The following is a 24344-nucleotide window of genomic DNA, read 5'->3' as shown; positions in this document are numbered from 1 at the left end:
GCGGGGATACTCGTGGTCATGGCCATCCCCGTCGCTCTCGGCATGCCCGCCGCGCCCCCGCCCGTCCTGGCCCCGCGCCGGAAGACGCGGCAGCTGGACGTCGGCGGCGTGGGCGTCGGCAGCGACTCCCCGGTCAGCGTGCAGTCGATGACGACGACGAAGACCGCCGACGTCAACGCCACCCTGCAGCAGATCGCCGAGCTGACCGCCGCCGGCTGCCAGATCGTCCGGGTCGCCGTCCCCGACACCGACGACGCCGAGGCGCTGCCGGCGATCGCGAAGAAGTCGCAGATCCCGGTCATCGCCGACATCCACTTCCAGCCGCGGTACGTGTTCGCCGCGATCGACGCCGGCTGCGCCGCGGTGCGGGTCAACCCCGGCAACATCAAGAAGTTCGACGACCGGGTCGGTGAGATCGCGAAGGCGGCCAAGGACGCCGGCATCCCGATCCGCATCGGCGTCAACGCCGGGTCCCTCGACAAGCGGCTGCTCGCCAAGTACGGCAAGGCCACGCCCGAGGCGCTGGTCGAGTCGGCGCTGTGGGAGTGCTCGCTGTTCGAGGAGCACGACTTCCGCGACATCAAGATCTCGGTCAAGCACAACGACCCGGTGGTCATGGTCCGCGCCTACGAGCTGCTCGCCGCGCAGTGCGACTACCCGCTGCACCTCGGCGTCACCGAGGCCGGCCCCGCCTTCCAGGGGACGATCAAGTCGGCCGTCGCGTTCGGCGCGCTGCTGTCGCAGGGCATCGGCGACACCATCCGCGTCTCGCTCTCGGCGCCGCCGGTCGAGGAGGTCAAGGTCGGCACCCAGATCCTGGAGTCGCTGAACCTGCGCCAGCGCGGCCTGGAGATCGTCAGCTGCCCCTCGTGCGGCCGCGCGCAGGTCGACGTCTACAAGCTGGCCGACGAGGTGACCGCCGGCCTCGACGGGCTCGAGGTGCCGCTGCGGGTCGCCGTCATGGGCTGCGTCGTCAACGGCCCCGGCGAGGCCCGCGAGGCCGACCTCGGCGTGGCCTCGGGCAACGGCAAGGGGCAGATCTTCGTCAAGGGCCAGGTCGTGAAGACCGTGCCCGAGTCGCAGATCGTCGAGACGCTCATCGAGGAGGCCATGCGCCTCGCCGCCGAGATGCCTGCCGGCGAGCAGGTCGACGCCGGCACGCCGTCCGGCCCGCCGGTCGTCACCGTCAGCTGACCCGCCCCGCCGTCCGTCCTCCTGGGCCAGATCCGTGCTCCGCTCGCCGACCGCCCGCGTCCTCGACGAGACCGACGAGCCGGCCGTCCGCCGGCTGCTGGACTCCGACCCGGTCGCCGCGTGCGTGCTCGCCGGACGCGTGGAGGCGGCCGGCACCGCGCCGTCGACCCTCGGGGCGCCGCTGTGGGGGATGGGCGCCGGCCGCAGCCTCGACGCCGTCTGCCTGGCCGGGGCCAACCTCATCCCGTTCGCCGTCCCCGGCGCCGAGCAGGCGGCGGCCGAGGCGTTCGCCGAGCGCGCCCGCCGGGCCGGCCGCCGCTGCTCGACGATCGTCGGGCCGGCCGCGGCCGTCGACCCGCTGTGGGAGCTGCTCGAGCCCGCGTGGGGCCCGTGCCGCGACCACCGGCCCCGGCAGCCGCTGATGGCCATCGAGGGCCCGCCGGCGGTCGCCCCCGAGCCGCGGGTCCGGCCGGTGCGCCCGCGCGAGGTGGACGTGCTGCTGCCCGCGGCGGTGGCCATGTTCACCGAGGAGGTCGGCGTCAGCCCGCTGCGGACCGACGGCGGCGTCGGCTACCGCGCGCGGGTCGAGGACCTCGTCCGCGCCGGCCAGTCGCTGGCCTGGATCGAGGACGGGCGGGTGCTGTTCAAGGCCGAGATCGGCGCGGTGTCGCGGGCGGCCTGCCAGGTGCAGGGCGTGTGGACCGCCCCCGAGATGCGCGGCCGCGGCATCGGCGCCGCCGGGATGGCCGCCGTCGTCGAGTACGCGCGGACCATGATCGCCCCGGTGGTCAGCCTCTACGTCAACGACTACAACGCCCCCGCACGGGCGGTGTACCGCCGGGTCGGGTTCCGCGAGGTCGGCCGCTACGCCAGCGTCCTGTTCTGAGCCACCTCCCGGGGAACGCCGCCCCGGTCTGAGAGGGTGTCCCGTCGTGGCAGCACGACGCACGGCGGTCCTCGGCACTGTCCTCACGCTCCTGTCCGCGCCGGCCCTCGCCGCCTGCTCCGGCAGCTCCGAGGACGACGTCCGCGCCGCCGCGCAGGCCTTCCTCGACGACTGGGCCGGGGGCGACACCGGCGCCGCGGCCGACGCCACCACCGACCCCGACGCCGCCACCGCGCTGCTCGAGCAGACCGCCACCGACCTGCCCGAGGCCACGCTCGGCGCCGAGCTCGGCGACGTCACCGTCCGGGACGGCACCGCCACCGCCGCCTGGACCGCCACCTGGGACCTCGCCGCGGCACCCGCCTGGAGCTACGAGGCCACCCTGGAGCTGCGGGAGGGTGAGGACGCCTGGCAGGTGGTCGCCGAGCCCACGCTCGTGCACCCCGAGCTGGGCGAGGGCCAGCGCCTGCAGCTGACCCGGTCGCTGCCCGAGCGCGCCGCGATCACCGACGCCGCCGGCCAGCCGCTGTTCGCCCCGACCGAGGTCGTCAACGTGGGCGTCGACACCGGCCAGGTCGCCGACCTGCCGTCGCTGGCCGCGGCGCTGTCGGCGGCCACCGGGGTGTCCGCCGAGGAGATCACCGCCGACGTCCAGGCCGCCCCGGCCGGCCAGTTCGTCCCCGTGATCACCCTGCGGCGGCCGGACTTCGAGGCCATCCGCGCCCAGGTCTTCGACCTGCCCGGCGCGGTGTTCCCCACCGAGACGCGGCTGCTCGCGCCGTCGGCCGGGTTCGCCTCCGCGCTGCTCGGCCGGGTCGGGGCGGCCACCGCCGAGGTGCTCGAGGAGAGCACCGGGGAGGACGGGGCCGTGTACGCCGCGGGGGACCAGCTCGGCCTCTCCGGCCTGCAGCGCGCCTACCAGGAGCAGCTCACCGGCACCGCCGGCTTCACCGTCTCGGTGGTGAGCACCGACGAGTCCACCGGCGACGCCGGCCAGGAGGTCGGCGCCGCCGAGCCCGTCCCCGGCGAGCCGATCCGGACGCCGCTGGTCCGCGCGCTGCAGGACGCCGCCGACGGCGCCGTCGCCACCCAGCCGCTGGCGACCCACCTGGTCGTCGTCCGGCCCGGCACGGGGGAGCTGCTGGCCGTCTCCTCGAACGAGGCCGCGGCGGCCGGCAACGCCCTGACCGGCCAGTACCCGCCGGGGTCGAGCATGAAGACGATCACGGCGACGGCGCTGCTGTCCGCCGGCGCGCTCACCCCGGACACCGCGGTCCCCTGCCCGGGGACGACGGTCGTCGAGGGCCGCGAGTTCGAGAACCAGGACCAGTTCGACCTCGGCACCGTGCCGTTCACCGAGGCGTTCGCCCGGTCCTGCAACACCACCTTCATCCAGGCCGGCCTGCAGCTGCCCGACGACGCCCTCGCCGCGGCGGCCGCCTCCTACGGGGTAGGCAGCGACTGGCAGCTGCCGGTCGACGTGTTCAGCGGCAGCGTCCCGGCCGACGCCACCGGCACCACGAAGGCCGCGGACGCGATCGGCCAGGGCCAGGTGCTCGTGAGCCCGGCGCAGATGGCGCTGGTGGTCGCGGGCGTGGCCAGCGGCACCCCGGCCGCGCCGGTCGAGGTGGTCGGCGCCGACCCGGCGGGCCCCGCGCCGGCCGGCCCGGGCCAGGCGGTGCTCGACCAGCTCCGGCCGATGATGCGCCAGGTCGTGCTGACCGGCACCGCGCAGGCGCTGGCCGACCGCGGCGAGGTCTACGGCAAGACCGGCACCGCCGAGTTCGGCAGCAACACCCCGCCGGACGCGCACGGCTGGTTCACCGGCTACCAGCTCGGCGGCCCGCAGGGCGACATCGCGTTCGCGGTGCTGGTCGAGGGCGGGCAGTCCAGCAGCGCCGCCGTCGCCGTCACCGACGCCTTCCTCGGCGCGCTGGGCTAGCTCTCGGGCAGGCCCGGCAGGGCCGACGTGACCGGGGTGCGGCCGGCGGCGGCGCGCCAGGTCACGGCGCGCTCCTCGCCGGCGCCCAGGGAGTCGACGGCGAGCTGCCGCACCCCGGGCTCCTCCGCCGCGTCGAGCAGCGCCACCCAGGCCGCGGAGACGCCGTCCTCGAGCACGACGGCCAGGGCCGCGGCGTCGACCGCCGAGAGCACCGGGAACGGCAGCTCGTAGCCGGCCTCGGCGGGCACCGGGTCGGCGTCGCGCTCGTCGAGCAGCTCCGCCAGGCGGTCGCGGGAGTCCCGGTGGGCCTGCTCGGCATCGGCGGCGGGCGTCCGGCCGTCGGCCGGCAGGGCCGCCCCGACGACGCCGTACCCCCACACCGCCGCGTGCTCGGCGGCCACCACCTCGCGCAGCGCGGTGTCCTCCGCGCTCCCGGCGGTCCCGTCCTCAGCCACGTGCGGCCTCCCTCACGCCAGCGCGGCGGCGTGCCCGCGCAGCCCCGCCGCGATCGACCCCAGCAGCGCGGCCCCGGCACCGGGGACCTCCACGCAGGCGGCCGCGTGGGCGGCGGCCGCGGCGCCCACCTGCTCGCGCAGCCACGCGCGCAGGTCCCCGCCCGCCGGCGCCGCCGGCGGCGACGGCGGCGACGGGGTCGCCCCCGGTGCCGCCGCGCGCAGCCGTTCCAGCTGCTCCTGGGCCTGTCCGGTCAGGTCGGCGATGGTCCCGCCGAACGCGGGGTCCGCGGCGACCGCCGCGTCGTAGGCGGCCACCACCGCCTCCTGGACGGCGACCTGGCCGGCCAGCCGGTCCTGCTGCGCCGCCGTCTCCCGGGCCGCCTCCCCGGAGTCGCCGGAGGTGCAGCCGGCCAGGAGCAGTGCCAGCCCCGCCGTGCCCGCGAGCAGGCGGCGGCGCGGGAACCCGGCGGGGGTGGGGGAGGGGGACATCGCCCGCCATCCTCCCAGGAGCCGCCCGGCCCGCCCGGACGGCTCCCGGGCGCGTCGGGACCTCCGGGAGCTCACCCGCCCGAGCGGCCGGGCCCCGATGCCCGGTGGAGCGGTAGCCTGACGACTCCCCGGGTACGCCGCGGCCGGTGCCGCGCTGACCCGCGCCACCGGGCGCGGCCCCGGACGGTGCGGTCCGCCGAGCACGAGCTCCGACCGGTTGCAGGAGGGGAGGGAGCCCGTGTCCGCGAGGGGACGGCAGGACCCGGCCGTGGGGTCCCGGCAGGACCCGGCCGTGGGGTCCCGGCAGGACCCGGCCGTGGGGTCCCGGCAGGACCCGGCCGTGAGGGGACGGCAGGACCCGGCCGCCACACGGCTGGCCGGCTGGATCGAGCCCGTGGTGGGGGCCGCCGGCTACGACCTCGAGGAGCTCGTGGTCACGCCCGCCGGCCGGCGCAGCGTCGTCCGCGTGGTCGTCGACCGGGACGAGGGCGTGTCCCTCGACGACGTCGCCGAGGTCAGCCGGGCGGTGTCGGCGGTCCTCGACGAGAACGACGGCGAGCTCGGCCGCGCCCCCTACGTGCTCGAGGTGACCAGCCCCGGTGTCGACCGGCCGCTGACCGAGCCGCGGCACTGGCGGCGCAACACCGGCCGGCTGGTCACCGTGACCGTCGGCCCGGCCGGGGCGGCCGAGCAGGTGACCGGCCGGGTCACCGCCGTCGACGACGAGGGCGTGACCCTCGCCGTCGAGCCGAAGGCCAAGCCCGGGGCCCGCAAGCGGCCGCCGACGCCGCGGCAGGTGCCGTGGGCCGAGCTCGGCCCCGGCCGGGTGCAGGTCGAGTTCGGCCGCCCGGGCGAGGACGACCAGACGGACGACCTGACGGACGACCCGGCGGACGAGCCGGACGACGTGCTCGACGCGGACGACGACGAGGGCGACGACGACGGAGGAGGACAGTGAACATCGACGTGACCGCCCTCAAGGCGGTCGAGCGGGAGAAGGGCATCCCCGTCGACACGGTCATCGAGGCCCTCGAGACGGCGCTCGTGACCGCGTACCGCCACGCCGACGGCGCGGCCAAGCACGTGCGCGTGCACGTCGACCGCAAGACCGGTGAGGTCGCGGTGCTCGCGCAGGAGCTGGGCCCCGACGGCGAGGTCGTGCGCGAGTGGGACGACACCCCGAGTGACTTCGGCCGCATCGCGGCCAGCACCGCCAAGCAGGTCATCGTCCAGCGGCTGCGCGACGCCGAGCACGAGCAGACCTTCGGCGAGTACGCCGGCAAGGAGGGCGACATCGTCAGCGGTGTCGTCCAGGCCGACGCGCGCCGCAACGCCCAGGGCGCGGTTCTGGTCGACATCGGCAAGGTCGAGGCGGTCCTGCCCGCCGCCGAGCAGGTGCCCGGCGAGAGCTACCCGCACGGCAGCCGGCTGCGCGCCTACGTCGTCTCGGTGTCCCGCACCCACCGGGGCCCGCAGGTGACCGTCTCGCGCACCCACCCGAACCTGGTGCGCAAGCTGTTCGCCCTTGAGGTCCCCGAGATCGCCGACGGCAGCGTGGAGATCGTCGCCGTCGCGCGGGAGGCCGGGCACCGCTCGAAGATCGCCGTCCGCACCTCGGTGCCGGGGCTCAACGCCAAGGGCGCCTGCATCGGCCCGATGGGGCAGCGGGTGCGCAACGTCATGAGCGAGCTGCACGGCGAGAAGATCGACATCGTCGACTGGTCCGACGACCCGGCGACCTTCGTCGCCTCCGCGCTCAGCCCGGCCCGGGTGAGCAGCGCCACGCTGGTCGACCCGAAGGCCAAGGCGGTGCGGGTCGTCGTCCCGGACTTCCAGCTGTCGCTGGCCATCGGCAAGGAGGGGCAGAACGCCCGCCTGGCCGCCCGGCTCACCGGCTGCCGGATCGACATCCGCAGCGACGCCCGGCCCGACGACGCCACCCCCTCGCCCGGGGTGGGGCGCCCGCCGCTGCGCTCGGGCCCGCCGCCGGTCCGGGCCGGCGCCCCGGGCGGGCGGCCGTCCCCCGGTGGGGGCGGGCTGCGGTCCGGTCCGCGGCGTCCGGAACAACGGGGTCCCGCAGCGCGCTAGAGTGACGGGTGGCCGAAACGTCGATCCCGGTGCGCACGTGTGTGGGCTGCCGGGAGCGCGCTCCGGTCACCGACCTGCTGCGTGTCGTCCTCCGGTCCGGGACCCTCGTGCCCGATCCGCGACGGCGGCTCCCCGGCCGGGGTGCGTCCGTGCACCCCACCCCGGAGTGCCTCCACGCAGCGGAGCGACGCCGGGCCTTCTCCCGGGCGCTGCGCCTCCCGCGCGGTGCCGCGGTGGAGGCCGGTCCGCTCCGGGCCCACGTCCTCGGCGCCTCCGCGCCGGGGGACCCGGGCCCGGGACGGGCGACAGCGGACGAACGACAGACCGCACTTCCCACAGACGGACCGGCAACCGGCCGGTCCGCACGTCGAGAGCAGGACGTCGTCGGATGAGTCAGCCGTGAAGTCCCCACGATGACAAGCCAGACCATGTACCACTGACGACGAGGTCGCGCGGGCGAGCCGCCGGCCTCACAAGAGGAGATCCGTGCCAGGCAAAGCCCGCGTCCACGAACTCGCCAAGGAGTTCGGGGTCGACAGCAAGACCGTGCTCGCCAAGCTCAAGGAGCAGGGCGAGTTCGTGAAGTCCGCCTCCTCGACCGTCGAGGCCCCCGTGGCCCGGCGGCTCCGGGAGGCCCTCGGCGCGTCCACCGGCGGTAACGCCGGCGGCGGCAACGGCGGCGGTGCCCCCGCCCGCCCGGCCGCCCCGCGCCCGGCGGCGCCCTCGCCGGCCGCGTCGGCCCCCGCGCCGTCGCCCGCCGCGCGTGCGCCGCAGCCCCCCGCCGGGCCGTCCGCGCCCGCGCCGTCGGCCGGTCCGACGCCGGGGCCGCGGCCCGGTGCCCCGCGTCCGGGTGCGCCGACGCCCGGCCCGCGTCCGGCCGCGCCCCAGGCCCCGGCGGCCAGTGCGCCGGCGCAGCAGCCGGCCGCGCCCTCGGGTCCGCGCCCGGCCGCGCCGGATGCCCCGCGTCCGGGTGCGCCCGCGCCGCGTCCGGCCGGCGGCCCCGTCCCCGGTCCCGCGCGTCCGGGTGCCCCGCGCCCGGCGGCTCCCGGTGGCGCCCGTCCCGGCGGTGCCGCGCCCGGCGCCCCGGGTGCCGGTCCGCGTCCGGGCCCGCGTCCGGCTCCGCGGCCGGGCAACAACCCCTTCAGCAGCGCCCCGCGTCCGGGTCCGGCTGCCGGTGGCCCGCGTCCGGGTCCGGCGGCGGGTGGCCCGCGTCCGGGTCCCGGTGCCGGCGGTCCGCGTCCGGCGCCCGGCGCCGGTGGTCCCCGTCCCGGTGGCCCGCGTCCGGGTCCCGGTGCCGGCGGTCCGCGTCCCGCGGCCGGTCCGGGTGGTCCCCGGCCGAACCCGGGCATGATGCCGCCGCGTCCGAACCCGGGCATGATGCCGCCGCGTCCGGCCGGTGCCGGCCGTCCCGGCGGCCCCGGCGGTGCCGGTGGCCGCGGCCGTCCCGGTGGTCCCGGCGGCGGTGGCGGTTTCCGTCCCGGCGGCGGCGGTGGCCCCGGTGCCGGGGCGCCGGCCGGCGGTGGTTTCCGTGGCGGCGGCGGCGGTGGTGGCCGCGGCCGTGGTCGCGGTGGCTCCGGTGCGGGCACCGCGGGTGCCTTCGGGCGTCCGGGTGGCCGCGGTCCGGTCCGCGGGCGCAAGAGCAAGAAGCAGCGGCGCCAGGAGTTCGACCAGATGGCGGCGCCCAGCATGGGCGGCGTCAGCCTGCCCCGCGGCAACGGGCAGACCGTCCGGCTGCCCCGCGGCGCCTCGCTGACCGACCTGGCCGAGCGCATCGGCGCCCAGCCGGCCGCGCTGGTGACCGCCCTGTTCCACCTGGGCGAGATGGTCACCGCGACGCAGTCGGTGAACGAGGACACCCTGCAGCTGCTCGGTGCCGAGATCGGCTGGAACATCGAGGTCGTCAGCCCGGAGGACGAGGACCGCGAGCTCCTCGAGACCTTCGACCTCACCTTCGGTGACGAGGGCGACGAGGAGGACTGGGAGACCCGTCCGCCGGTCGTCACCGTCATGGGTCACGTCGACCACGGCAAGACGAAGCTGCTCGACGCCGTCCGCAACACCAACGTGGTGGCGCGGGAGGCCGGCGGCATCACCCAGCACATCGGCGCGTACCAGATCGACACGGAGCTGGACGGCCAGGACCGGGCGATCACCTTCATCGACACCCCGGGTCACGAGTCGTTCACCGCGATGCGTGCCCGTGGCGCGAAGGTGACCGACATCGTCGTCCTGGTGGTGGCCGCCGACGACGGCGTCATGCCGCAGACGGTCGAGGCGCTCAACCACGCCCAGGCCGCCGAGGTGCCGATCGTGGTCGCGGTGAACAAGGTGGACAAGGAGGGGGCCAACCCCGCCAAGATCCGCCAGCAGCTCACCGAGTACGGGCTGGTGGCCGAGGAGTACGGCGGCGACACGATGTTCGTCGACGTCTCGGCGGTCACCCGGCAGGGTCTGGACGACCTGCTGGCGGCGATCCTGCTCACCGCGGACGCCGCGCTCGACCTGCGCGCCAACACCGAGATGGACGCCCAGGGCGTCGTCATCGACGCCAAGCTGGACCGTGGCCGCGGCCCCGTCGCCACGGTGCTGGTCCAGCGCGGCACCCTGCGGGTCGGTGACTCGCTGGTCGCCGGTGACGCCTTCGGCCGCGTGCGGTCGCTGCTCGACGAGCACGGCGCCAAGCTCAAGGAGGCCACGCCGGCCCGCCCGGTGCAGGTCGTGGGTCTCACCTCGGTGCCGCGTGCCGGTGACACCTTCCTCGTCGTCGAGGAGGACCGCGTCGCCCGGCAGATCGCCGACCGCCGGCAGGCCCGCATCCGCAACGCGCAGAACGCCTCGATGCGCAAGCGGATCAGCCTGGAGGACCTCGACGCCGCGCTGAAGGAGAACCGCCAGCTCAACCTGATCATCAAGGGCGACAACTCGGGCACCGTCGAGGCGCTCGAGGACGCGCTCATGAAGATCGAGGTGAGCGACGACGTCTCGCTGCGGGTCATCCACCGCGGCGTGGGCGCGATCAGCAAGAGCGACATCGACCTGGCGCTGGCCGACGACGTCATCGTCATCGGCTTCAACGTCCGGGCCGAGGGCCAGGCCACCGAGCTCGCCAACCGCGAGGGCGTCGACGTCCGGTACTACTCGGTCCTCTACTCGGCGATCGAGGAGATCGAGTCGGCCCTCAAGGGCATGCTCAAGCCGGAGTTCGAGGAGGTCGCGCTCGGCACGGCGGAGATCCGCGAGGTCTTCCGGGTGCCGCGCATCGGCAACGTCGCCGGCTCGATCGTCCGCAGCGGCACGATCAACCGGAACTCGAAGGCCCGGGTGATCCGCGACGGTGTGGTGATCGCCGATAACCTGACCGTCGAGTCGCTGCGCCGCTTCAAGGACGACGTCACCGAGGTCCGCGAGGGCTACGAGTGCGGTATCGGCCTGGGGTCGTTCAACGACGTCAAGGTCGAGGACGTCATCGAGACCTTCGAGGTCCGCGAGAAGCCGCGCGACTGAGGAAGGACCCCCTCGCCCCCCACCACCCGCACGCTCGTGGTGGGCCCCTGCGAGGGGGCCACAGGTAGACGATCGCCCGGCAGCAGGGAGAGGGAGGTCCCCGGTCGGTGTTCACCGGCTCGATGACCGCCGACCTGCTGCTGGGCGACGTCCACTCGCTCAAGGGCAAGCGCGCCGTGGTCCGGCCCATCGTGGCCGAGCTGCGGCGCCGCTTCGCCGTGGCCGCGGCCGAGGTGGGCGACGTCGACCTGCACCGCCGCGTGCAGGTCGGCGTCGCCACCGTCGCGGGGGACGCCGGTCAGGTGACCGACGTCCTCGACGCCTGCGAGCGGTTGCTGGCCGACCGGCCGGAGGTGACGCTGCTGTCGACGCACCGGCAGCTGTTCTCCGACACCGACGCCTGATCCGGCCTGCCCACGCCCGTCCGGGCGCGCCTCCTCGCGCGCCCCTGAGACCCCCGGAGGTCCGTCGTGGCCGACCCCGCCCGCGCCCGCAAGCTCGCGGTGCGCATCCGACAGATCGTCTCCGCCGCGATCGAGTCCCAGATCAAGGACCCCCGGCTGGGCATGGTCACCGTGACCGACGCCCGGGTGACCAGCGACCTGCGCGAGGCCACCGTCTTCTACACCGTCTACGGCGACGCCACCGCCGTCGCGGACTCCGCCAAGGCGCTCGCCTCGGCCACCGGGGTGCTGCGCTCGACGGTGGGCCGGCAGACCGGCATCAAGTTCGTGCCGACGCTGGCCTTCGTCGCCGACCACGTCCCCGACACCGCGCGCGAGCTCGACGAGGCCCTCGAGCGGGTCCGGCACGCCGACGCCGAGCTCGCCCGGCTGCGCGAGCACGCCACCTACGCCGGCGAGGCCGACCCCTACCGGCACCCGGAGGAGGACGACGAGTCCTCCGACGCCGACGTCAGCGCGTCCCCCGAGCACAGGAGTGCCTCGTGAGTGAGAACGACCCGGACCCGTACCTCCCCGGGGAGGGACAGGGCCGCTCGGAGCTCGGCGGGCGGGCCGAGCCGAACGCCGGGGACCCCACCGAGGGCGGCCGCGAGGGCCAGATCGGGGAGGTGCCCTCCATCGCGGAGGACGAGCCCGACGACGGCGGCCCGCCGCTGCCGCCGGGGGGCGGGCTGGTGACCGAGGACCGCAACGCACCCCCGGTGGCCGATCCCGGCCCCGACGCCTGACCGGTGACCGCACCGACCGCCGGGGTGCCCCTGCGCACCCCGGCCGCCGTGCTGGCCGCGGCCGCCGACACGGGCGCCACCGTGGTGCTCAGCGGGCACGTGCAGCCCGACGCCGACGCGCTGGGCAGCACCCTGGCCCTCGCCGAGGGGCTGCGCCGCCGCGGCGCCCGGGTGACCGCCACGTTCCCCGGCCGCCCCGTGCTGCCCGACTCGCTCGGCTGGCTGCCCGGCGCCGAGCACCTGGTGCCCTCCACCGCCGTCCCCGCGTCCCCGGACGTCTTCGTCAGCCTGGACGCCGCCTCGCCCGCCCGCCTGGGTGAGCTGGCCGCGGTGCTCGGCGACGCCGGCACCTCGGTCGTCGTCGACCACCACGCGAGCAACCCCGGCTTCGGCGACGTGCGGCTGGTGGACCCGGCCGCCCCGGCGACCGTCGTCCTCGTGGCCGGCCTGCTCGACGAGCTCGGCGTCGCCCTCGACGCCGAGCTGGCCACGCTGCTCTACGCCGGCCTCGCCGCCGACACCGGCTCCTTCCGCTTCAGCAGCACCCGGCCGGACACCCACGCGCTGGCCGCCCGGCTGCTGTCCACCGGCATCGACCACGCCGCCATCAGCCAGCGGCTGTTCGACACCGCCCCGTTCGGCTGGCTGCGGCTGCTGTCGGCGGTGACCGGGCGCGCGGTGCTCGAGCCCGGCGTCGGCGCCGGCCTGGTGTGGACCTGGTCGAGCACCGCGGAGGCGGCCGAGCACGGCCTGCCCGGCGAGCAGCTCGAGGCGCTGGTCGACGTCGTCCGGTCGACCGCCGAGGCCGACGTCGCCTGCGTGCTCAAGGGCCAGGACGACGGCTCGTGGGCGGTGTCGCTGCGCTCCCGCGGCGGCACCGACGTCGCCCGGGTCGCGATGGCGCTGGGCGGCGGCGGGCACCGGGCCGCGGCCGGCTTCACCTCGCACCTGGACCGCGAGGCGACGGTGGCGGCCATCCGGTCGCAGGTGTCGGCCGCGACGACGGCGCGGTGACCGGGCGGGCGCCGTCCGTCCTGGGGCTGGCCGTCCCGGCGCTGGTCGTGCTGGCCGCCGAGCCGCTGTACCTGCTGGTCGACACCGCGGTCGTCGGCAACCTGGGCACCGTCCCCCTGGGCGGGCTCGCCGTCGGCGGCGGGCTGCTGGCCTGGGCCGCCGCGCTGCTGAACTTCCTCGCCTACGGCACCACCGCGCGGGCCGCCCGCCGGGCCGGGGCGGGGGACCGCGCCGGCGCCGTCGCCGAGGGCGTGCAGGCCACCTGGCTGGCGCTGCTGCTCGGCGCCGCCGTCGTCCTGCTGTTCCAGGTGCTGGCCGGGCCGCTGACCCGCGCGCTGGCCGGCGGGCCGGGCGCGGTGGCCGAGGCGGGGGAGCAGTGGCTGCGCGTCGCCGGCTGCGGGGCCCCGCTGCTGCTGGTCTCCATGGCCGGCAACGGCTGGATGCGCGGCGTGCAGGACCTGCGCCGCCCGGTGCGCTTCGTGCTCGCCGGCAGCCTGCTGAGCCTGGTGCTGTGCCCGCTGCTGGTGCACCCGGCCGGTCTCGGGCTGCCCGGCTCCGCGGTGGCCAACCTCGCCGGCCAGTCCCTGACGGCGGCGCTGTTCGTGCGGGCGCTGCTGCGCGAGGGCGCCGACTGGCGCTTCCGGCCGGCCGCCGTCCGCGCGCAGCTGGTGCTCGGCCGCGACCTGCTGCTGCGCGCCACCGTCCTGCAGCTGGCCTTCCTGGTCGCCGCCGGGGTCGCCGCGCGCGCCGGCCAGGCGCAGCTCGGCGCCCACCAGATCGCGCTGCAGCTGTTCCTCTTCCTCGCGCTGGTCCTCGACGCCTACGCCATCGCCGCGCAGACGCTGGTCGGCCACGCGCTCGGCGCCGGCCGGCCCGCCGAGGCCCGGGCCACCGCCCGCCGGGTGACCCTGTGGGGCCTGGGCACCGGCGTGCTGGTCGCCGTCGCCCTGCTGGCCGGCCGCGACCTGCTCGTGCCGCTGTTCACCGGCGACCCCGCCGTCCGCGAGCAGGCGGAGCTGGTCTGGTGGTTCCTCGCCGGGTTCCAGCCGCTGGCCGGGGTGGTCTTCGCCCTCGACGGCGTGCTCATGGGCGCGGGCGACGTCGCCTACCTGCGCACGGTGACCGTCGGCGCGGCACTGGCCGGCTTCCTGCCGCTGTCGCTGCTGTCGGGGCCGCTGGGCTGGGGCCTGGCCGGCGTGTGGACCGGCCTGACGGCGTTCATCGCGCTGCGGCTGGTCGCGGTGCTCGCCCGGGTGGCGGGGGACAGGTGGCTGACCGCACCTGCGACCGTGGGCGCATGAGCCGCCGCCGCGCCGCCGACGCCGACGTGACCCCGGGGATCCTGCTGGTCGACAAGCCCGGCGGGATGACCTCGCACGACGTCGTCGCCCGGGCCCGGCGGGTGCTCTCGGTCCGCCGGGTCGGCCACGCCGGCACGCTCGACCCGATGGCGACCGGCCTGCTCGTGCTCGGCGTCGGGTCGGCGACCCGGCTGCTCGGCCACCTCGGCGGCTCGGACAAGGTCTACGACGCCACGATCCGCCTCGGCCAGACCACCGTCACCGACGACCGCGAGGGCGAGGTCCTCACCACCATCCCCGCCGGGCACCTCGACGACGACGCGGTCCGCGCGGCGCTGGCCGCCCAGACCGGCCCGCTGCTGCAGGTGCCCTCCTCGGTGAGCGCGGTGAAGGTCGGCGGCCGCCGCTCCTACGACCGCGTCCGGGCCGGCGAGGAGGTCGTGCTCGAGCCCCGCCCGGTCACCGTGCACCGCATCGACGTGCACCGCGTCGACCGGACCGGGCCCGGCCTGGTCGACGTCGAGGTGACCGTGGCCTGTTCCGCCGGGACCTACGTCCGGGCGATCGCCCGCGACGCCGGTGCCGCGCTCGGGGTCGGCGGGCACCTCACCGCGCTGCGCCGCACCGCCTCCGGCCCGTTCACCACCGCGCAGGCCGCCCCGGTCGAGGAGGCCGCGGCGGCGCTCGCCGCCGGGGGCGGGCCGGGGACGCTGACCCTCCCCGAGGCCGCGACGGCGATCTACCCCGAGCGGCGGCTCACCGACGACGAGGCGCGCGCCCTCGGCTACGGCCAGCGGGTCCCGGCCACCGGGCGGTCCGGGCTGACCGCCGCCGTCGACCCCGCGGGCCGGCTGGTCGCGCTGGTCGAGGACGCCGGGTCCACCGCCCGGGTCGCCGTCGGATTCCCGCCGTCCTAGCCGCGGGCGGCCTTGCCGATCAGCGAGTCGTCGAGGTGGTCGAGCAGGTCGGCGGGGTCGTCGTAGACCTCGTCGGCACCGGCCTCGAGCAGCTCGGCGCGGGAGATGCCGCCGCAGGTCAGCGCGATGCACGGCAGCCCGGCGGCGCGCGCGGACCGCACGTCCCAGACGGTGTCCCCGACGACGACGGTGCGCGAGGCGTCCAGTCCGTGCTGGTCGACGGCGGTCTGCAGCAGGTCCGGCGCCGGCTTGGCCGACTCGACGTCGGCCGAGGAGGTGGCCCCGTCGACGACGTCCTCGCCGCCGATCGCCGGCACCATCCACTCCAGGTCCGAGTCCTTGCCGCTGGTGGCCAGCACCACCGCCAGGTCCCGCTCCCGGCACGCGGCCAGCAGCTCGTCGACGCGCGGGAAGGGTGTCACCAGCTCGCGCAGCGGCTCGTAGCGGCGGGTCTTGGTGTCGGACACCTCGGACGCGTCGTCGGCGTCGTCGCCGAGGAGGTGGGTGACCAGCTCCTCGCTGGCGATGCCGATCGCCCGGTGGCAGGCGGCCATCGACACCTCGGGGTGCCCGGTGTCGCGGAAGGCCTGCCACCAGGCGAGGACCTGCAGGTAGTTGGTGTCCAGCAGGGTGCCGTCGACGTCGAACAGCACGCCGGGCCGCGGAGCCGAGGTCATCGGGCCATCCTCGCCCGGCCCGCGGGACGCCGCAGGGGATTGACGGTCCCCCCGGGCGGGAAGGGGCCTGCCATGAGCGTCGTCAAGATCAACGCCATCACCGTGCCGCCGCACATGCACGAGCGCTTCGAGGAGCGCTTCCGCGGCCGCGCCGGCGCCGTGGAGAAGACCCCCGGCTTCGAGTGGTTCGAGCTGCTGCGCCCGCTGGAGGGCACCGACCAGTACCTCGTCTACACCCGGTGGGAGAGCGAGGAGGCCTACCGCTCCTGGGAGGACGGGCAGGACTTCGCCCGCGCCCACGAGGGCGGCGGGGACGAGCTCGCCCCGGCCGCGAGCGACTCCCACCACCTGTGGTCCTACGAGGTCGTCGAGAGCTCGGCGCCGGACCGGCCCTGACCCGCGCGGGCGACGGCGGCGGTCGGCTCCCGGCCGCCGCCGGGCCCGGGGCTACTGTGAGCGGAGGGGCGGGCCCGACGCCGCCCCGGCCGCAGACGGAGCACGCGCAGGTGGGAGCCATGACCGACACGCTCGCCGACAGCAGGACCACGCCCCGGGTCTTCACCGAGGGCGTCCCGGTGACCGTGGAGGACGTGCCCCGCCGCCCGGCCGCCGAGCGCCAGGCGGTGCTCGCCGACCCCGGCTTCGGCCGGCACTTCACCGACTCGATGTTCGTGGCCCGCTGGACCGCCGGCACCGGCTGGCACGACGCCCGGCTCACCGCGTACGCGCCGCTGCAGGTCGACCCGGCCACCGCCGCGCTGCACTACGCGCAGTCGATCTTCGAGGGGCTCAAGGCCTACGCCCAGCCCGACGGCAGCGTGGCGACCTTCCGGCCCGAGGCCAACGCCGCCCGCTTCGCCCGCAGCGCCCGCCGGCTGGCGATGCCGCCGGTGCCCGAGGAGGCCTTCCTCGCCGCCGTCGACGCGCTCGTCGACGCCGACCGCGACTGGGTGCCCACCGGCCCCGACCAGACGCTCTACCTCCGGCCCTACCAGCTGGCCACCGAGCCGTTCCTCGGCGTGCGGCCGGCGAACGAGTACCTGTTCCTCGTCATCGCCAGCCCCGCCGGCGCGTACTTCCCGCGCGGCGTGCACCCGGTGAGCGTCTACCTCTCCGAGGACTACATCCGGGCCGCGCCCGGCGGCACCGGCGACGTCAAGTGCGCCGGCAACTACGCCGCCAGCCTGCTGGCCCAGGAGCAGGCCATCGCCGCCGGGTGCGACCAGGTGGTGTGGCTCGACGCGGTCGAGAAGCGCTACGTCGAGGAGATGGGCGGGATGAACCTGTTCTTCGTCCTCGGCTCCGGCGACGACGCCGAGCTGGTCACCCCCGAGCTCACCGGCACGCTGCTGCCCGGCATCACCCGCGACTCGCTGATCTCCGTGGCCCGCGAGCGGGGCATGCGGGTCACCGAGCGGAAGTTCAGCGTCGACGAGTGGCGCTCCGGCGTCGCCGACGGCACGGTCACCGAGACCTTCGCCTGCGGCACCGCGGCGGTCATCACCCCGGTCGGCGAGGTGAAGGCGCGCACCGGCGACTTCACCGTCGGCGACGGGACGCCGGGGCCGGTCACCATGGGCCTGCGCGAGCACCTGCTCGACATCCAGCACGGCCGGGTGCCCGACACCCGCGGCTGGCTGCACCGGGTCGCCTGAGCGACCCGGCGGCGACACGGGGGAGCGGGCGGGTGCGGCACTGGCGCGGGCTGGCCGACGTCCCGGCCGACCTCGGCCGGACGGTGGTCACCGTCGGCATGTACGACGGCGTCCACCGCGGCCACCAGCAGCTGATCGGCACCGCCGTCGCCCGCGCGCGGGCGCTGCACCGGCCGTGCGTGCTGGTCACCTTCGACCCGCACCCGACCGAGGTCGTGCGGCCCGGCTCGCACCCGGCGATCCTCACCTCGCTGCACCGCAAGGCCGAGCTGGTCGCCGGGCTCGGGGTCGACGCGATGTGCGTCATCCCGTTCACGCCCGAGTTCAGCCGGCTGACCCCCGAGGAGTTCGCCCACGGCGTGCTCGTCGAGGACCTGCACGCCTCGGCGGTCGTCGTCGGCGAGAACTTCACCTACGGGCACCGGGCCGCCGGCAACGTCGGCACGCTGACCCAGGAGGGGCGCCGGTTCGGCTTCGCCGTCGAGGGGATCCCGCTGGCCGGCGACGCCTCCGCCGACGGCGAGGTGACGATCTCCTCGACCTACATCCGCGCCTGCGTCGCCGCCGGCGACATGGAGAGCGCGGCGCGGGCGCTGGGCCGCCCGCACCGGGTCGACGGCGTCGTCGTCCGCGGCGACCGCCGCGGCCGGGAGCTGGGCTACCCGACGGCGAACGTCGAGTGCCCGCCGTACACCGCGATCCCCGCCGACGGCGTCTACGCCGGGTCCCTGGTCACCCGCGACCCCGCCGGGCGCACCCTGGACAGCCGGCCCGCCGCCGTCTCGGTGGGCACCAACCCCACCTTCCAGGGCTCCCGCCGCACCGTGGAGGCCTACGTCCTCGACTTCGCCGGCGACCTCTACGGCGAGCACGTCGGCGTCGAGTTCGTCTCCCGGCTGCGGCCGATGACCACCTTCGCCGGGGTCGACGAGCTCGTCACGGCCATGGCCGACGACGTCGTCCGCACCCGCGCCGTCCTGGGACTGCCCCCCGCCGGGTGATCACCGCGCCGGGCCCCCGCCGGCGCGCTGGTAGCCTCGCAGCTGTCGGGCCCTGCCCGACGTGTGTGCACCCCTGCCCCCGTGAACCAGACCGGGGGCCACACCCGACCTGGCCAGGAGGCCCGCCCATGGCGCTCGACAGCGCGACGAAGCAGCAGATCATGACCGAGTACGCGACGGTCGAGAAGGACACGGGCTCGCCCGAGGTCCAGGTCGCGATGCTCACCCGCCGGATCAGCGACCTGACCGAGCACCTCAAGCAGCACAAGCACGACCACCACAGCCGTCGCGGCCTGCTGCTGCTGGTCGGCCGCCGTCGCCGGCTGCTGAACTACCTGGCGAAGACCGACATCAACCGCTACCGCTCGCTCATCGAGCGGCTCGGTCTGCGCCGCTGACCCAGAGGGGACCGTCCCGCCCGGGACGGTCCCCTCTCTCGTGGGGCACCCGCCCCACGGGACCCACGGCGCCCCGCCCGCGCACCCCGACGCCGGCCGGTCCTCGGTGGTGGCCCCCGGGAATGCCCCTCCACGGGAGGGGGAACGACCCCCGTGGGCTTCGATCGAAGACCGGTCACCCGGGAGCAGTCCGGCGCAGACGCCACGAAGAGGACGTCGCCGCATGCGACGTAGGAAGAGGACGACGTGTCCGCACCCACCACCCAGGGCAGCATCGCTGCCGAGTACGACCCCGAGGACGGGGTCACCACCGCCACCGCGGTCATCGACAACGGCAGCCACGGCAGCCGCAGCATCACCTTCGAGACCGGGCGGCTGGCCAAGCAGGCCGCCGGCTCGGTCGTCGTCAGCATGGGCGACACCATGCTGCTGTCGGCCACCACGGCCGGCCGGCAGCCCAAGGAGCACTTCGACTTCTTCCCGCTGACGGTCGACGTCGAGGAGCGGATGTACGCCGCCGGGCGCATCCCCGGCTCGTTCTTCCGCCGCGAGGGCCGCCCCAGCGAGGACGCGATCCTCACCTGCCGACTGATCGACCGGCCGCTGCGCCCGACCTTCGCCAAGGGCCTGCGCAACGAGGTCCAGGTCGTCATCACCGTGCTGTCGCTGGACCCGGCGCACCTCTACGACGTGCTGGCCATCAACGGCGCGTCGGCGTCCACCCAGCTGTCGGGCCTGCCGTTCTCCGGCCCGGTCGGCGGCACCCGGGTCGCGCTGGTCAACGGCCAGTGGATCGGCTTCCCCACGCACGCCGAGCTCGAGGACGCCGTCTTCGACATGGTCGTGGCCGGCCGCCTGCTGCCCGACGGCGACGTCGCGATCATGATGGTCGAGGCCGAGGCCACCGAGAAGACGATCGAGCTGGTCCGCGGCGGCGCCACCGCGCCGACCGAGGAGGTCGTCGCGCAGGGCCTCGAGGCCGCCAAGCCCTTCATCAAGGCGCTGTGCGAGGCGCAGACCGCGCTGGCCGAGAAGGCCGCCAAGCCGGTCGCCGAGTTCCCGCGCTTCCTGGACTACCAGGACGACGTCTACGCCGCCGTCGAGTCCGCCGCTCTCGAGCGGCTGACCGAGGCGCAGGCCATCGCCGGCAAGCAGGAGCGCAACGACGCCACCGACGCGCTCAAGGACGAGGTCGCCGCCTCGCTGGCCGAGCAGTTCGCCGGCCGCGAGAAGGAGGTGTCGGCCGCCTTCCGCGCCGTCACCAAGAAGGTCGTCCGGCAGCGCATCCTGCGCGACAAGGTCCGCATCGACGGCCGCGGCGTCACCGACATCCGGCCGCTGTCGGCCGAGGTCGAGGTCGTCCCGCGGGTGCACGGCTCGGCGCTGTTCGAGCGCGGCGAGACCCAGATCCTGGGCGTCACCACGCTGAACATGCTCCGCATGGAGCAGCAGCTCGACACGCTCTCGCCCGAGACGCGCAAGCGCTACATGCACAACTACAACTTCCCGCCGTACTCCACCGGCGAGACCGGCCGCGTGGGTTCGCCCAAGCGGCGCGAGATCGGCCACGGCGCGCTCGCCGAGCGCGCGCTGCTGCCGGTGCTGCCCGACCGCGAGGAGTTCCCCTACGCGATCCGGCAGGTGTCCGAGGCGCTGGGCTCCAACGGCTCGACGTCGATGGGCTCGGTGTGCGCCTCGACCCTGTCGCTGCTCAACGCCGGTGTGCCGCTGCGCGCCCCGGTCGCCGGCATCGCCATGGGCCTGGTCTCCGACGAGGTCGACGGCAAGACCGAGTACGTCGCGCTGACCGACATCCTCGGCGCCGAGGACGCCTTCGGTGACATGGACTTCAAGGTCGCCGGCACCAAGGACTTCGTCACGGCCCTGCAGCTGGACACCAAGCTCGACGGCATCCCGTCCGACGTGCTCGCCCAGGCGCTGACCCAGGCCCGCGCCGCCCGCCTGCACATCCTCGACGTGATGAACGAGGCCATCGACGGCCCCGACGAGATGAGCCCGTACGCCCCGCGCGTGACCACGGTGCGCATCCCGGTCGACAAGATCGGCGCGGTCATCGGCCCCAAGGGCCAGATGATCAACTCGATCCAGGACGAGACCGGCGCCGAGATCACCATCGAGGACGACGGCACCATTTACGTCGGCGCCTCCGACGGCCCCTCGGCCCAGGCCGCGGTCGACCGCATCAACGCGATCGCCAACCCGCAGATGCCGAAGGTCGGGGAGCGCTTCCTCGGCACCGTGGTCAAGACGACGCCGTTCGGCGCCTTCGTCTCGCTGCTGCCGGGCAAGGACGGCCTGGTGCACATCAGCAAGCTGGGCGGCGGCAAGCGCATCGGCAAGGTCGAGGACGTCGTGAACGTCGGCGACAAGCTGCAGGTCGAGATCACCGACATCGACGCCCGCGGCAAGATCAGCCTGGTCCCGGTGGCCGCCGAGGGCGAGGGCGAGGGTGCCGCCGCCGGCGACGGCGCGGCCCCGGCCGACGCCCCCGCTCCCGCGGAGGCCTGACACGGTCGCCGAACCGACGACGACCGGGGCCGGGCCGGGCGTGGGGTCCACCGACCTCACGTCCGCCCCGGCCCCGGTCGGTGTCACCCGCGTCATCGACGTCGACGAGGTCGGCGGCCGGGTCGAGCGCACGGTGCTGCCCGGCGGGCTGCGCGTGCTCACCGAGACGATGCCCGGCGTCCACTCGGCCACCCTCGGCATCTGGGTGGGCGTCGGCTCCCGGGACGAGACCGACCGGGTGGCCGGCGCCTCGCACTTCCTCGAGCACCTGCTGTTCAAGGGCACCCGCAGCCGCAGCGCTCTGGAGATCGCGACGGCGATGGACGCCGTCGGCGGTGAGATGAACGCCTTCACCGCCAAGGAGCACACCTGCTACTACGCCAACGTGCTCGCCAGCGACCTCCCGCTGGCGGTCACGCTGCTCGGCGACCTGGTGACCGAGGCGCTCAACACCGCCGAGGACCTGGAGTCCGAGCGGACGGTGGTGCTCGAGGAGATCGCCATGCGCGACGACGAGCCCTCCGACCTGGTGCACGACCTGTTCGCCGAGACCCTGTTCGGCGGCACCCCGCTGGGCCGCTCGGTGCTCGGCACCGTCGAGTCGATCGAGGGGCTGACCCGCGACGACGTCGACGGCTGGTACCGCTCGCGCTACGCCGTCCCCTCGATGGTGGTCACCGCCGCCGGCCGGGTGGACCACCAGCAGGTGGTCGACCTGGTGGCGGCGGTCTTCGGCGACCGGCTGTCCGGTTCGGCGTCCCCGGCGCCGCTGCGCCGCGGCGAGGAGCTCGTCCCCGGCCGCCCTGCGCGGCCCGCGGGGCTGGTCAACCGCAAGACCGAGCAGACCCACCTGCTGCTGGGCAGCCTCGCCCTCAGCCGCTTCGACGAGCGGCGCTACGCCGCCGCGGTCCTGGAGACGGCGGTCGGCGGCGGGATGAGCTCGCGGCTGTTCCAGGAGATCCGGGAGAAGCGCGGGCTGGTCTACAGCGTCGGGTCGGCGCTGACCTCCTACGCCGGCACCGGGGCGTTCTCCGTCTACGCCGGGTGCGCCAAGAAGCGCGTGCCCGAGGTGCTGCGCCTGGTGCGCGAGGAGCTGGCCCGGGTGGCCGCCGAGGGGCTCACCGCCGAGGAGGTGGCCCGCGGCCGCGGCCAGCTGCGCGGCGGGACGGTGCTCGGCCTCGAGGACACCGGTTCGCGGATGAGCCGACTGGGCAAGAGCGAGCTGTCGCACGGGGAGTACGTGCCGGTGCGCGAGGTGCTCGACCGGATCGCCGCCGTCGACGAGGAGCAGGTGCGCGCGGTCGCCGCGGACCTGCTCGGCCGGGAGACCTGCCTCGCCGTCGTCGGGCCCTACCGGGAGTCCGACCTCGACCGGCTCTGACCCCGCCCAGCCCGACGACCGGAGACCGATGACCGACCCGAGCCCCACCTCGGCGTTCCGCGTGCACGGGGCGCTGTCCCGCGGCGCCTTCGCGGTGACGGTGCTCGTCTCGCTCGCCGTGCTGTTCGCGCCGGCCTCCGACGTCCCCGCCGCCCCGCCGGGCGTGGACAAGCTCGTCCACCTGGCCCTGTTCCTGACGCTGGCGCTGGCCGGACGGTGGGCGGGGGCGTGCCGGGGGCCGCTGGCGGTGCTGCTGCTCGTCTACGGCGCGGTCAGCGAGGTGGTCCAGGCGATCACGCCCGTCGAGCGCTCGGGCTCGGTCCTCGACTGGCTCGCCGACGCCGTCGGTGTCGGGCTCGGCCTGGTGCTGTGGGCAGTGGGGGAGCGCCGGACCGCCCGGGTGACCCGTGCCGGGGCCGTCTTGCATCGGGACCGGTCGCCGGGAAGCCTGACCCGGTGACCACGAGCACCCCCGCACCCGACCAGCAGGCGACCGGCGCGGCCACGGGCGAACCGCCCCGGATCTCGGTCGGTGTGCTCGGCGCCCGGGGCCGGATGGGCACCGAGGTGGTGAAGGCGGTCAACGCCGCCGACGACCTCGAGCTCGTCGCGATGGTCGACGAGGGGGACTGGCTGTTCAACGTCGCCGACGCCGGCGCGCAGGTGGTCGTCGACTTCACCCGGCCGGACGTCGTCATGGACAACATCCGGTTCTGCATCGACCAGAACATCCACTGCGTCGTCGGGACGACGGGCTTCGACGAGCAGAAGCTGGCCACGGTCGCCGAGTGGCTGCAGCCGAAGCCCGAGGTGGGCGTGGTCATCGCCCCGAACTTCGGCATCGGCGCCGTGCTGCTCATGCGCTTCGCCCAGGAGGCGGCGCGGTTCTTCCCCTCCACGGAGATCGTCGAGCTGCACCACCCGAACAAGGTCGACGCCCCGTCGGGCACCGCCGTCCGGACCGCGCGCCTCGTCGCCGCCGCCCGCCGGGCGGCCGGGCTGCCGGCGTCGCCGGACGCCACCACCGACGCGCTCCCCGGCGCCCGCGGTGCCGATGTCGAGGGGATCCCGGTGCACGCCGTGCGGCTCACCGGCCTGGTCGCGCACCAGGAGGTCCTCATGGGTGCGGCAGGGGAGACGCTGACGCTGCGGCACGACTCCTTCGACCGCGCGTCCTTCATGCCCGGTGTGCTGCTGGCCGTCCGCGAGATCGGCCGCCGGCCGGGGCTGACCGTGGGGATCGAGACCTTCCTCGGCCTTTGATCCGTCCCGTGCCGGGGTGTGACCGAGACCCCGTGTGCACGCCCCTCGAATGTCGTGTACCGTTCTCTTCGCGCCGGACGGAGCCCGCGAGGGCCACGGAGGAGCACCCGAGCGGTGCAGGACTCCGGAGCCGGCGTAGAGTAGGACAAGCAGCCACCGAGGAAGCCCGAGAGGGTCGAGTTGGTGTGCGTCCGCTCCTTGAGAACTCAACAGCGTGCCGAAAGTCAGTGCCAAGTAACAAACCCCTGTCCGCGTCTTCGGGCGCGGGGGGATTCCTTTGGTTGATGACATCGAGAGTGCTAGCTCTCGGTTCTCGGCCAGCGATTGAATGCATCTACGGAGAGTTTGATCCTGGCTCAGGACGAACGCTGGCGGCGTGCTTAACACATGCAAGTCGAACGCTGAACCCCGCTTGCGGGGGGATGAGTGGCGAACGGGTGAGTAACACGTGGGCAACC

General features: G+C 75.5%; 24 protein-coding genes, 1 rRNA gene and 1 pseudogene. 23 read left to right on the top strand and 3 right to left on the bottom strand.

Going from position 1 to position 24344, the window contains the following annotated elements; all coding sequences use genetic code 11:
- Window positions 1–18 precede the first annotated feature (18 nt).
- From ispG to ACI79L_RS05465, 3 genes are read left to right on the top strand one after another with little or no spacing between them, the layout of a single operon-like run.
- Window positions 19–1194, top strand: coding sequence for a flavodoxin-dependent (E)-4-hydroxy-3-methylbut-2-enyl-diphosphate synthase (ispG, locus tag ACI79L_RS05475; RefSeq protein ID WP_456929910.1), 1176 nt, complete (start codon window positions 19–21; stop codon window positions 1192–1194).
- Between the two features lie 34 nt (window positions 1195–1228).
- Entirely contained in the window at window positions 1229–2080 is an 852-nt protein-coding gene (locus ACI79L_RS05470) for a GNAT family N-acetyltransferase (protein WP_456935801.1), read from the top strand.
- Window positions 2081–2126: 46 nt separating this feature from the next.
- The gene (locus ACI79L_RS05465) at window positions 2127–4022 is read left to right on the top strand and encodes a penicillin-binding transpeptidase domain-containing protein (protein ID WP_456935800.1); all 1896 of its coding nucleotides are present in this window, start codon (window positions 2127–2129) and stop codon (window positions 4020–4022) included.
- On the opposite strand, the gene ACI79L_RS05460 is transcribed toward ACI79L_RS05465, so the two are convergent.
- Both ACI79L_RS05460 and ACI79L_RS05455 read right to left on the bottom strand, forming a co-directional pair.
- The gene (locus ACI79L_RS05460; protein WP_456935799.1) at window positions 4019–4477 is read right to left on the bottom strand and encodes a ferritin-like domain-containing protein; all 459 of its coding nucleotides are present in this window, start codon (window positions 4475–4477) and stop codon (window positions 4019–4021) included. The two genes, ACI79L_RS05465 and ACI79L_RS05460, sit on opposite strands and share 4 nt — an antisense overlap.
- Before the next feature lie 12 nt (window positions 4478–4489).
- The gene (locus tag ACI79L_RS05455; RefSeq protein ID WP_456935798.1) at window positions 4490–4966 is read right to left on the bottom strand and encodes a hypothetical protein; all 477 of its coding nucleotides are present in this window, start codon (window positions 4964–4966) and stop codon (window positions 4490–4492) included.
- Between the two features lie 340 nt (window positions 4967–5306).
- Here ACI79L_RS05455 and rimP point away from each other — a divergent pair, with 340 nt between their 5' ends.
- From rimP to truB, 11 genes and pseudogenes are all read left to right on the top strand, one after another.
- On the top strand, window positions 5307–5924 hold the full coding sequence (gene rimP / locus ACI79L_RS05450) for a ribosome maturation factor RimP (protein ID WP_456935797.1): 618 nt from the start codon (window positions 5307–5309) through the stop codon (window positions 5922–5924).
- Complete coding sequence (gene nusA / locus ACI79L_RS05445; protein ID WP_456929916.1) at window positions 5921–7054, top strand: transcription termination factor NusA; 1134 nt, start codon at window positions 5921–5923, stop codon at window positions 7052–7054. The genes rimP and nusA overlap by 4 nt, the downstream gene beginning before the upstream one ends.
- An 8-nt stretch (window positions 7055–7062) precedes the next feature.
- A complete protein-coding gene (locus ACI79L_RS05440; RefSeq protein ID WP_456935796.1) occupies window positions 7063–7446 on the top strand; it encodes a YlxR family protein in 384 nt (127 codons plus the stop codon).
- Window positions 7447–7540: 94 nt separating this feature from the next.
- A pseudogene (locus ACI79L_RS05435) lies at window positions 7541–7687 on the top strand (translation initiation factor IF-2 N-terminal domain-containing protein); the annotation flags it as partial.
- Between the two features lie 1038 nt (window positions 7688–8725).
- On the top strand, window positions 8726–10558 hold the full coding sequence (infB, locus tag ACI79L_RS05430; protein WP_456935939.1) for a translation initiation factor IF-2: 1833 nt from the start codon (window positions 8726–8728) through the stop codon (window positions 10556–10558).
- Window positions 10559–10665: 107 nt separating this feature from the next.
- Window positions 10666–10962: a DUF503 domain-containing protein gene (locus ACI79L_RS05425; protein ID WP_456935795.1), complete on the top strand. Its 297-nt coding sequence runs from the start codon at window positions 10666–10668 to the stop codon at window positions 10960–10962.
- Window positions 10963–11028: 66 nt separating this feature from the next.
- Window positions 11029–11508 (top strand): 30S ribosome-binding factor RbfA, encoded by a 480-nt coding sequence (gene rbfA, locus ACI79L_RS05420; RefSeq protein WP_456935794.1) that lies wholly within the window; start codon window positions 11029–11031, stop codon window positions 11506–11508.
- The gene (locus tag ACI79L_RS05415) at window positions 11505–11750 is read left to right on the top strand and encodes a hypothetical protein (RefSeq protein WP_456929918.1); all 246 of its coding nucleotides are present in this window, start codon (window positions 11505–11507) and stop codon (window positions 11748–11750) included. Before rbfA ends, ACI79L_RS05415 begins: the two co-directional genes overlap by 4 nt.
- A gap of 3 nt (window positions 11751–11753) precedes the next feature.
- Window positions 11754–12764, top strand: coding sequence for a DHH family phosphoesterase (locus ACI79L_RS05410; RefSeq protein ID WP_456935793.1), 1011 nt, complete (start codon window positions 11754–11756; stop codon window positions 12762–12764).
- Window positions 12761–14065, top strand: a complete 1305-nt coding sequence (locus ACI79L_RS05405) for an MATE family efflux transporter (protein WP_456935792.1) — start codon at window positions 12761–12763, stop codon at window positions 14063–14065. Before ACI79L_RS05410 ends, ACI79L_RS05405 begins: the two co-directional genes overlap by 4 nt.
- Window positions 14062–14982, top strand: coding sequence for a tRNA pseudouridine(55) synthase TruB (gene truB / locus ACI79L_RS05400; RefSeq protein ID WP_456935791.1), 921 nt, complete (start codon window positions 14062–14064; stop codon window positions 14980–14982). Before ACI79L_RS05405 ends, truB begins: the two co-directional genes overlap by 4 nt.
- Here the strand turns inward: truB and ACI79L_RS05395 are convergent.
- On the bottom strand, window positions 14979–15659 hold the full coding sequence (locus ACI79L_RS05395; RefSeq protein WP_456935790.1) for an HAD family hydrolase: 681 nt from the start codon (window positions 15657–15659) through the stop codon (window positions 14979–14981). The two genes, truB and ACI79L_RS05395, sit on opposite strands and share 4 nt — an antisense overlap.
- A gap of 72 nt (window positions 15660–15731) precedes the next feature.
- Between ACI79L_RS05395 and ACI79L_RS05390 the strand changes: the two genes are divergently transcribed.
- The 9 genes from ACI79L_RS05390 to ACI79L_RS05350 all read left to right on the top strand — a co-directional run.
- Entirely contained in the window at window positions 15732–16055 is a 324-nt protein-coding gene (locus tag ACI79L_RS05390) for an antibiotic biosynthesis monooxygenase family protein (protein WP_456935789.1), read from the top strand.
- 119 nt (window positions 16056–16174) lie between these two features.
- A complete protein-coding gene (locus ACI79L_RS05385; RefSeq protein ID WP_456935788.1) occupies window positions 16175–17314 on the top strand; it encodes a branched-chain amino acid aminotransferase in 1140 nt (379 codons plus the stop codon).
- A 32-nt stretch (window positions 17315–17346) separates the two neighbouring features.
- Window positions 17347–18315, top strand: a complete 969-nt coding sequence (locus tag ACI79L_RS05380) for a bifunctional riboflavin kinase/FAD synthetase (RefSeq protein ID WP_456935787.1) — start codon at window positions 17347–17349, stop codon at window positions 18313–18315.
- Between the two features lie 128 nt (window positions 18316–18443).
- Window positions 18444–18713, top strand: a complete 270-nt coding sequence (rpsO, locus tag ACI79L_RS05375) for a 30S ribosomal protein S15 (protein ID WP_072920360.1) — start codon at window positions 18444–18446, stop codon at window positions 18711–18713.
- Between the two features lie 246 nt (window positions 18714–18959).
- A complete protein-coding gene (locus ACI79L_RS05370) occupies window positions 18960–21242 on the top strand; it encodes a polyribonucleotide nucleotidyltransferase (RefSeq protein WP_456935786.1) in 2283 nt (760 codons plus the stop codon).
- Window positions 21243–21282: 40 nt separating this feature from the next.
- Entirely contained in the window at window positions 21283–22623 is a 1341-nt protein-coding gene (locus tag ACI79L_RS05365; protein WP_456935785.1) for a M16 family metallopeptidase, read from the top strand.
- Between the two features lie 28 nt (window positions 22624–22651).
- Complete coding sequence (locus tag ACI79L_RS05360) at window positions 22652–23083, top strand: VanZ family protein (protein WP_456935784.1); 432 nt, start codon at window positions 22652–22654, stop codon at window positions 23081–23083.
- Window positions 23080–23886, top strand: coding sequence for a 4-hydroxy-tetrahydrodipicolinate reductase (dapB, locus tag ACI79L_RS05355; protein ID WP_456935783.1), 807 nt, complete (start codon window positions 23080–23082; stop codon window positions 23884–23886). The genes ACI79L_RS05360 and dapB overlap by 4 nt, the downstream gene beginning before the upstream one ends.
- Before the next feature lie 333 nt (window positions 23887–24219).
- Window positions 24220–24344, top strand: a 16S ribosomal RNA gene (locus ACI79L_RS05350); the annotation flags it as partial.

It is taken from the genome of Geodermatophilus sp. SYSU D00684 (assembly GCF_054050455.1).
Note: the sequence above shows the minus strand (reverse complement) of the source record. Positions and strands in the feature narration are given on the sequence as shown.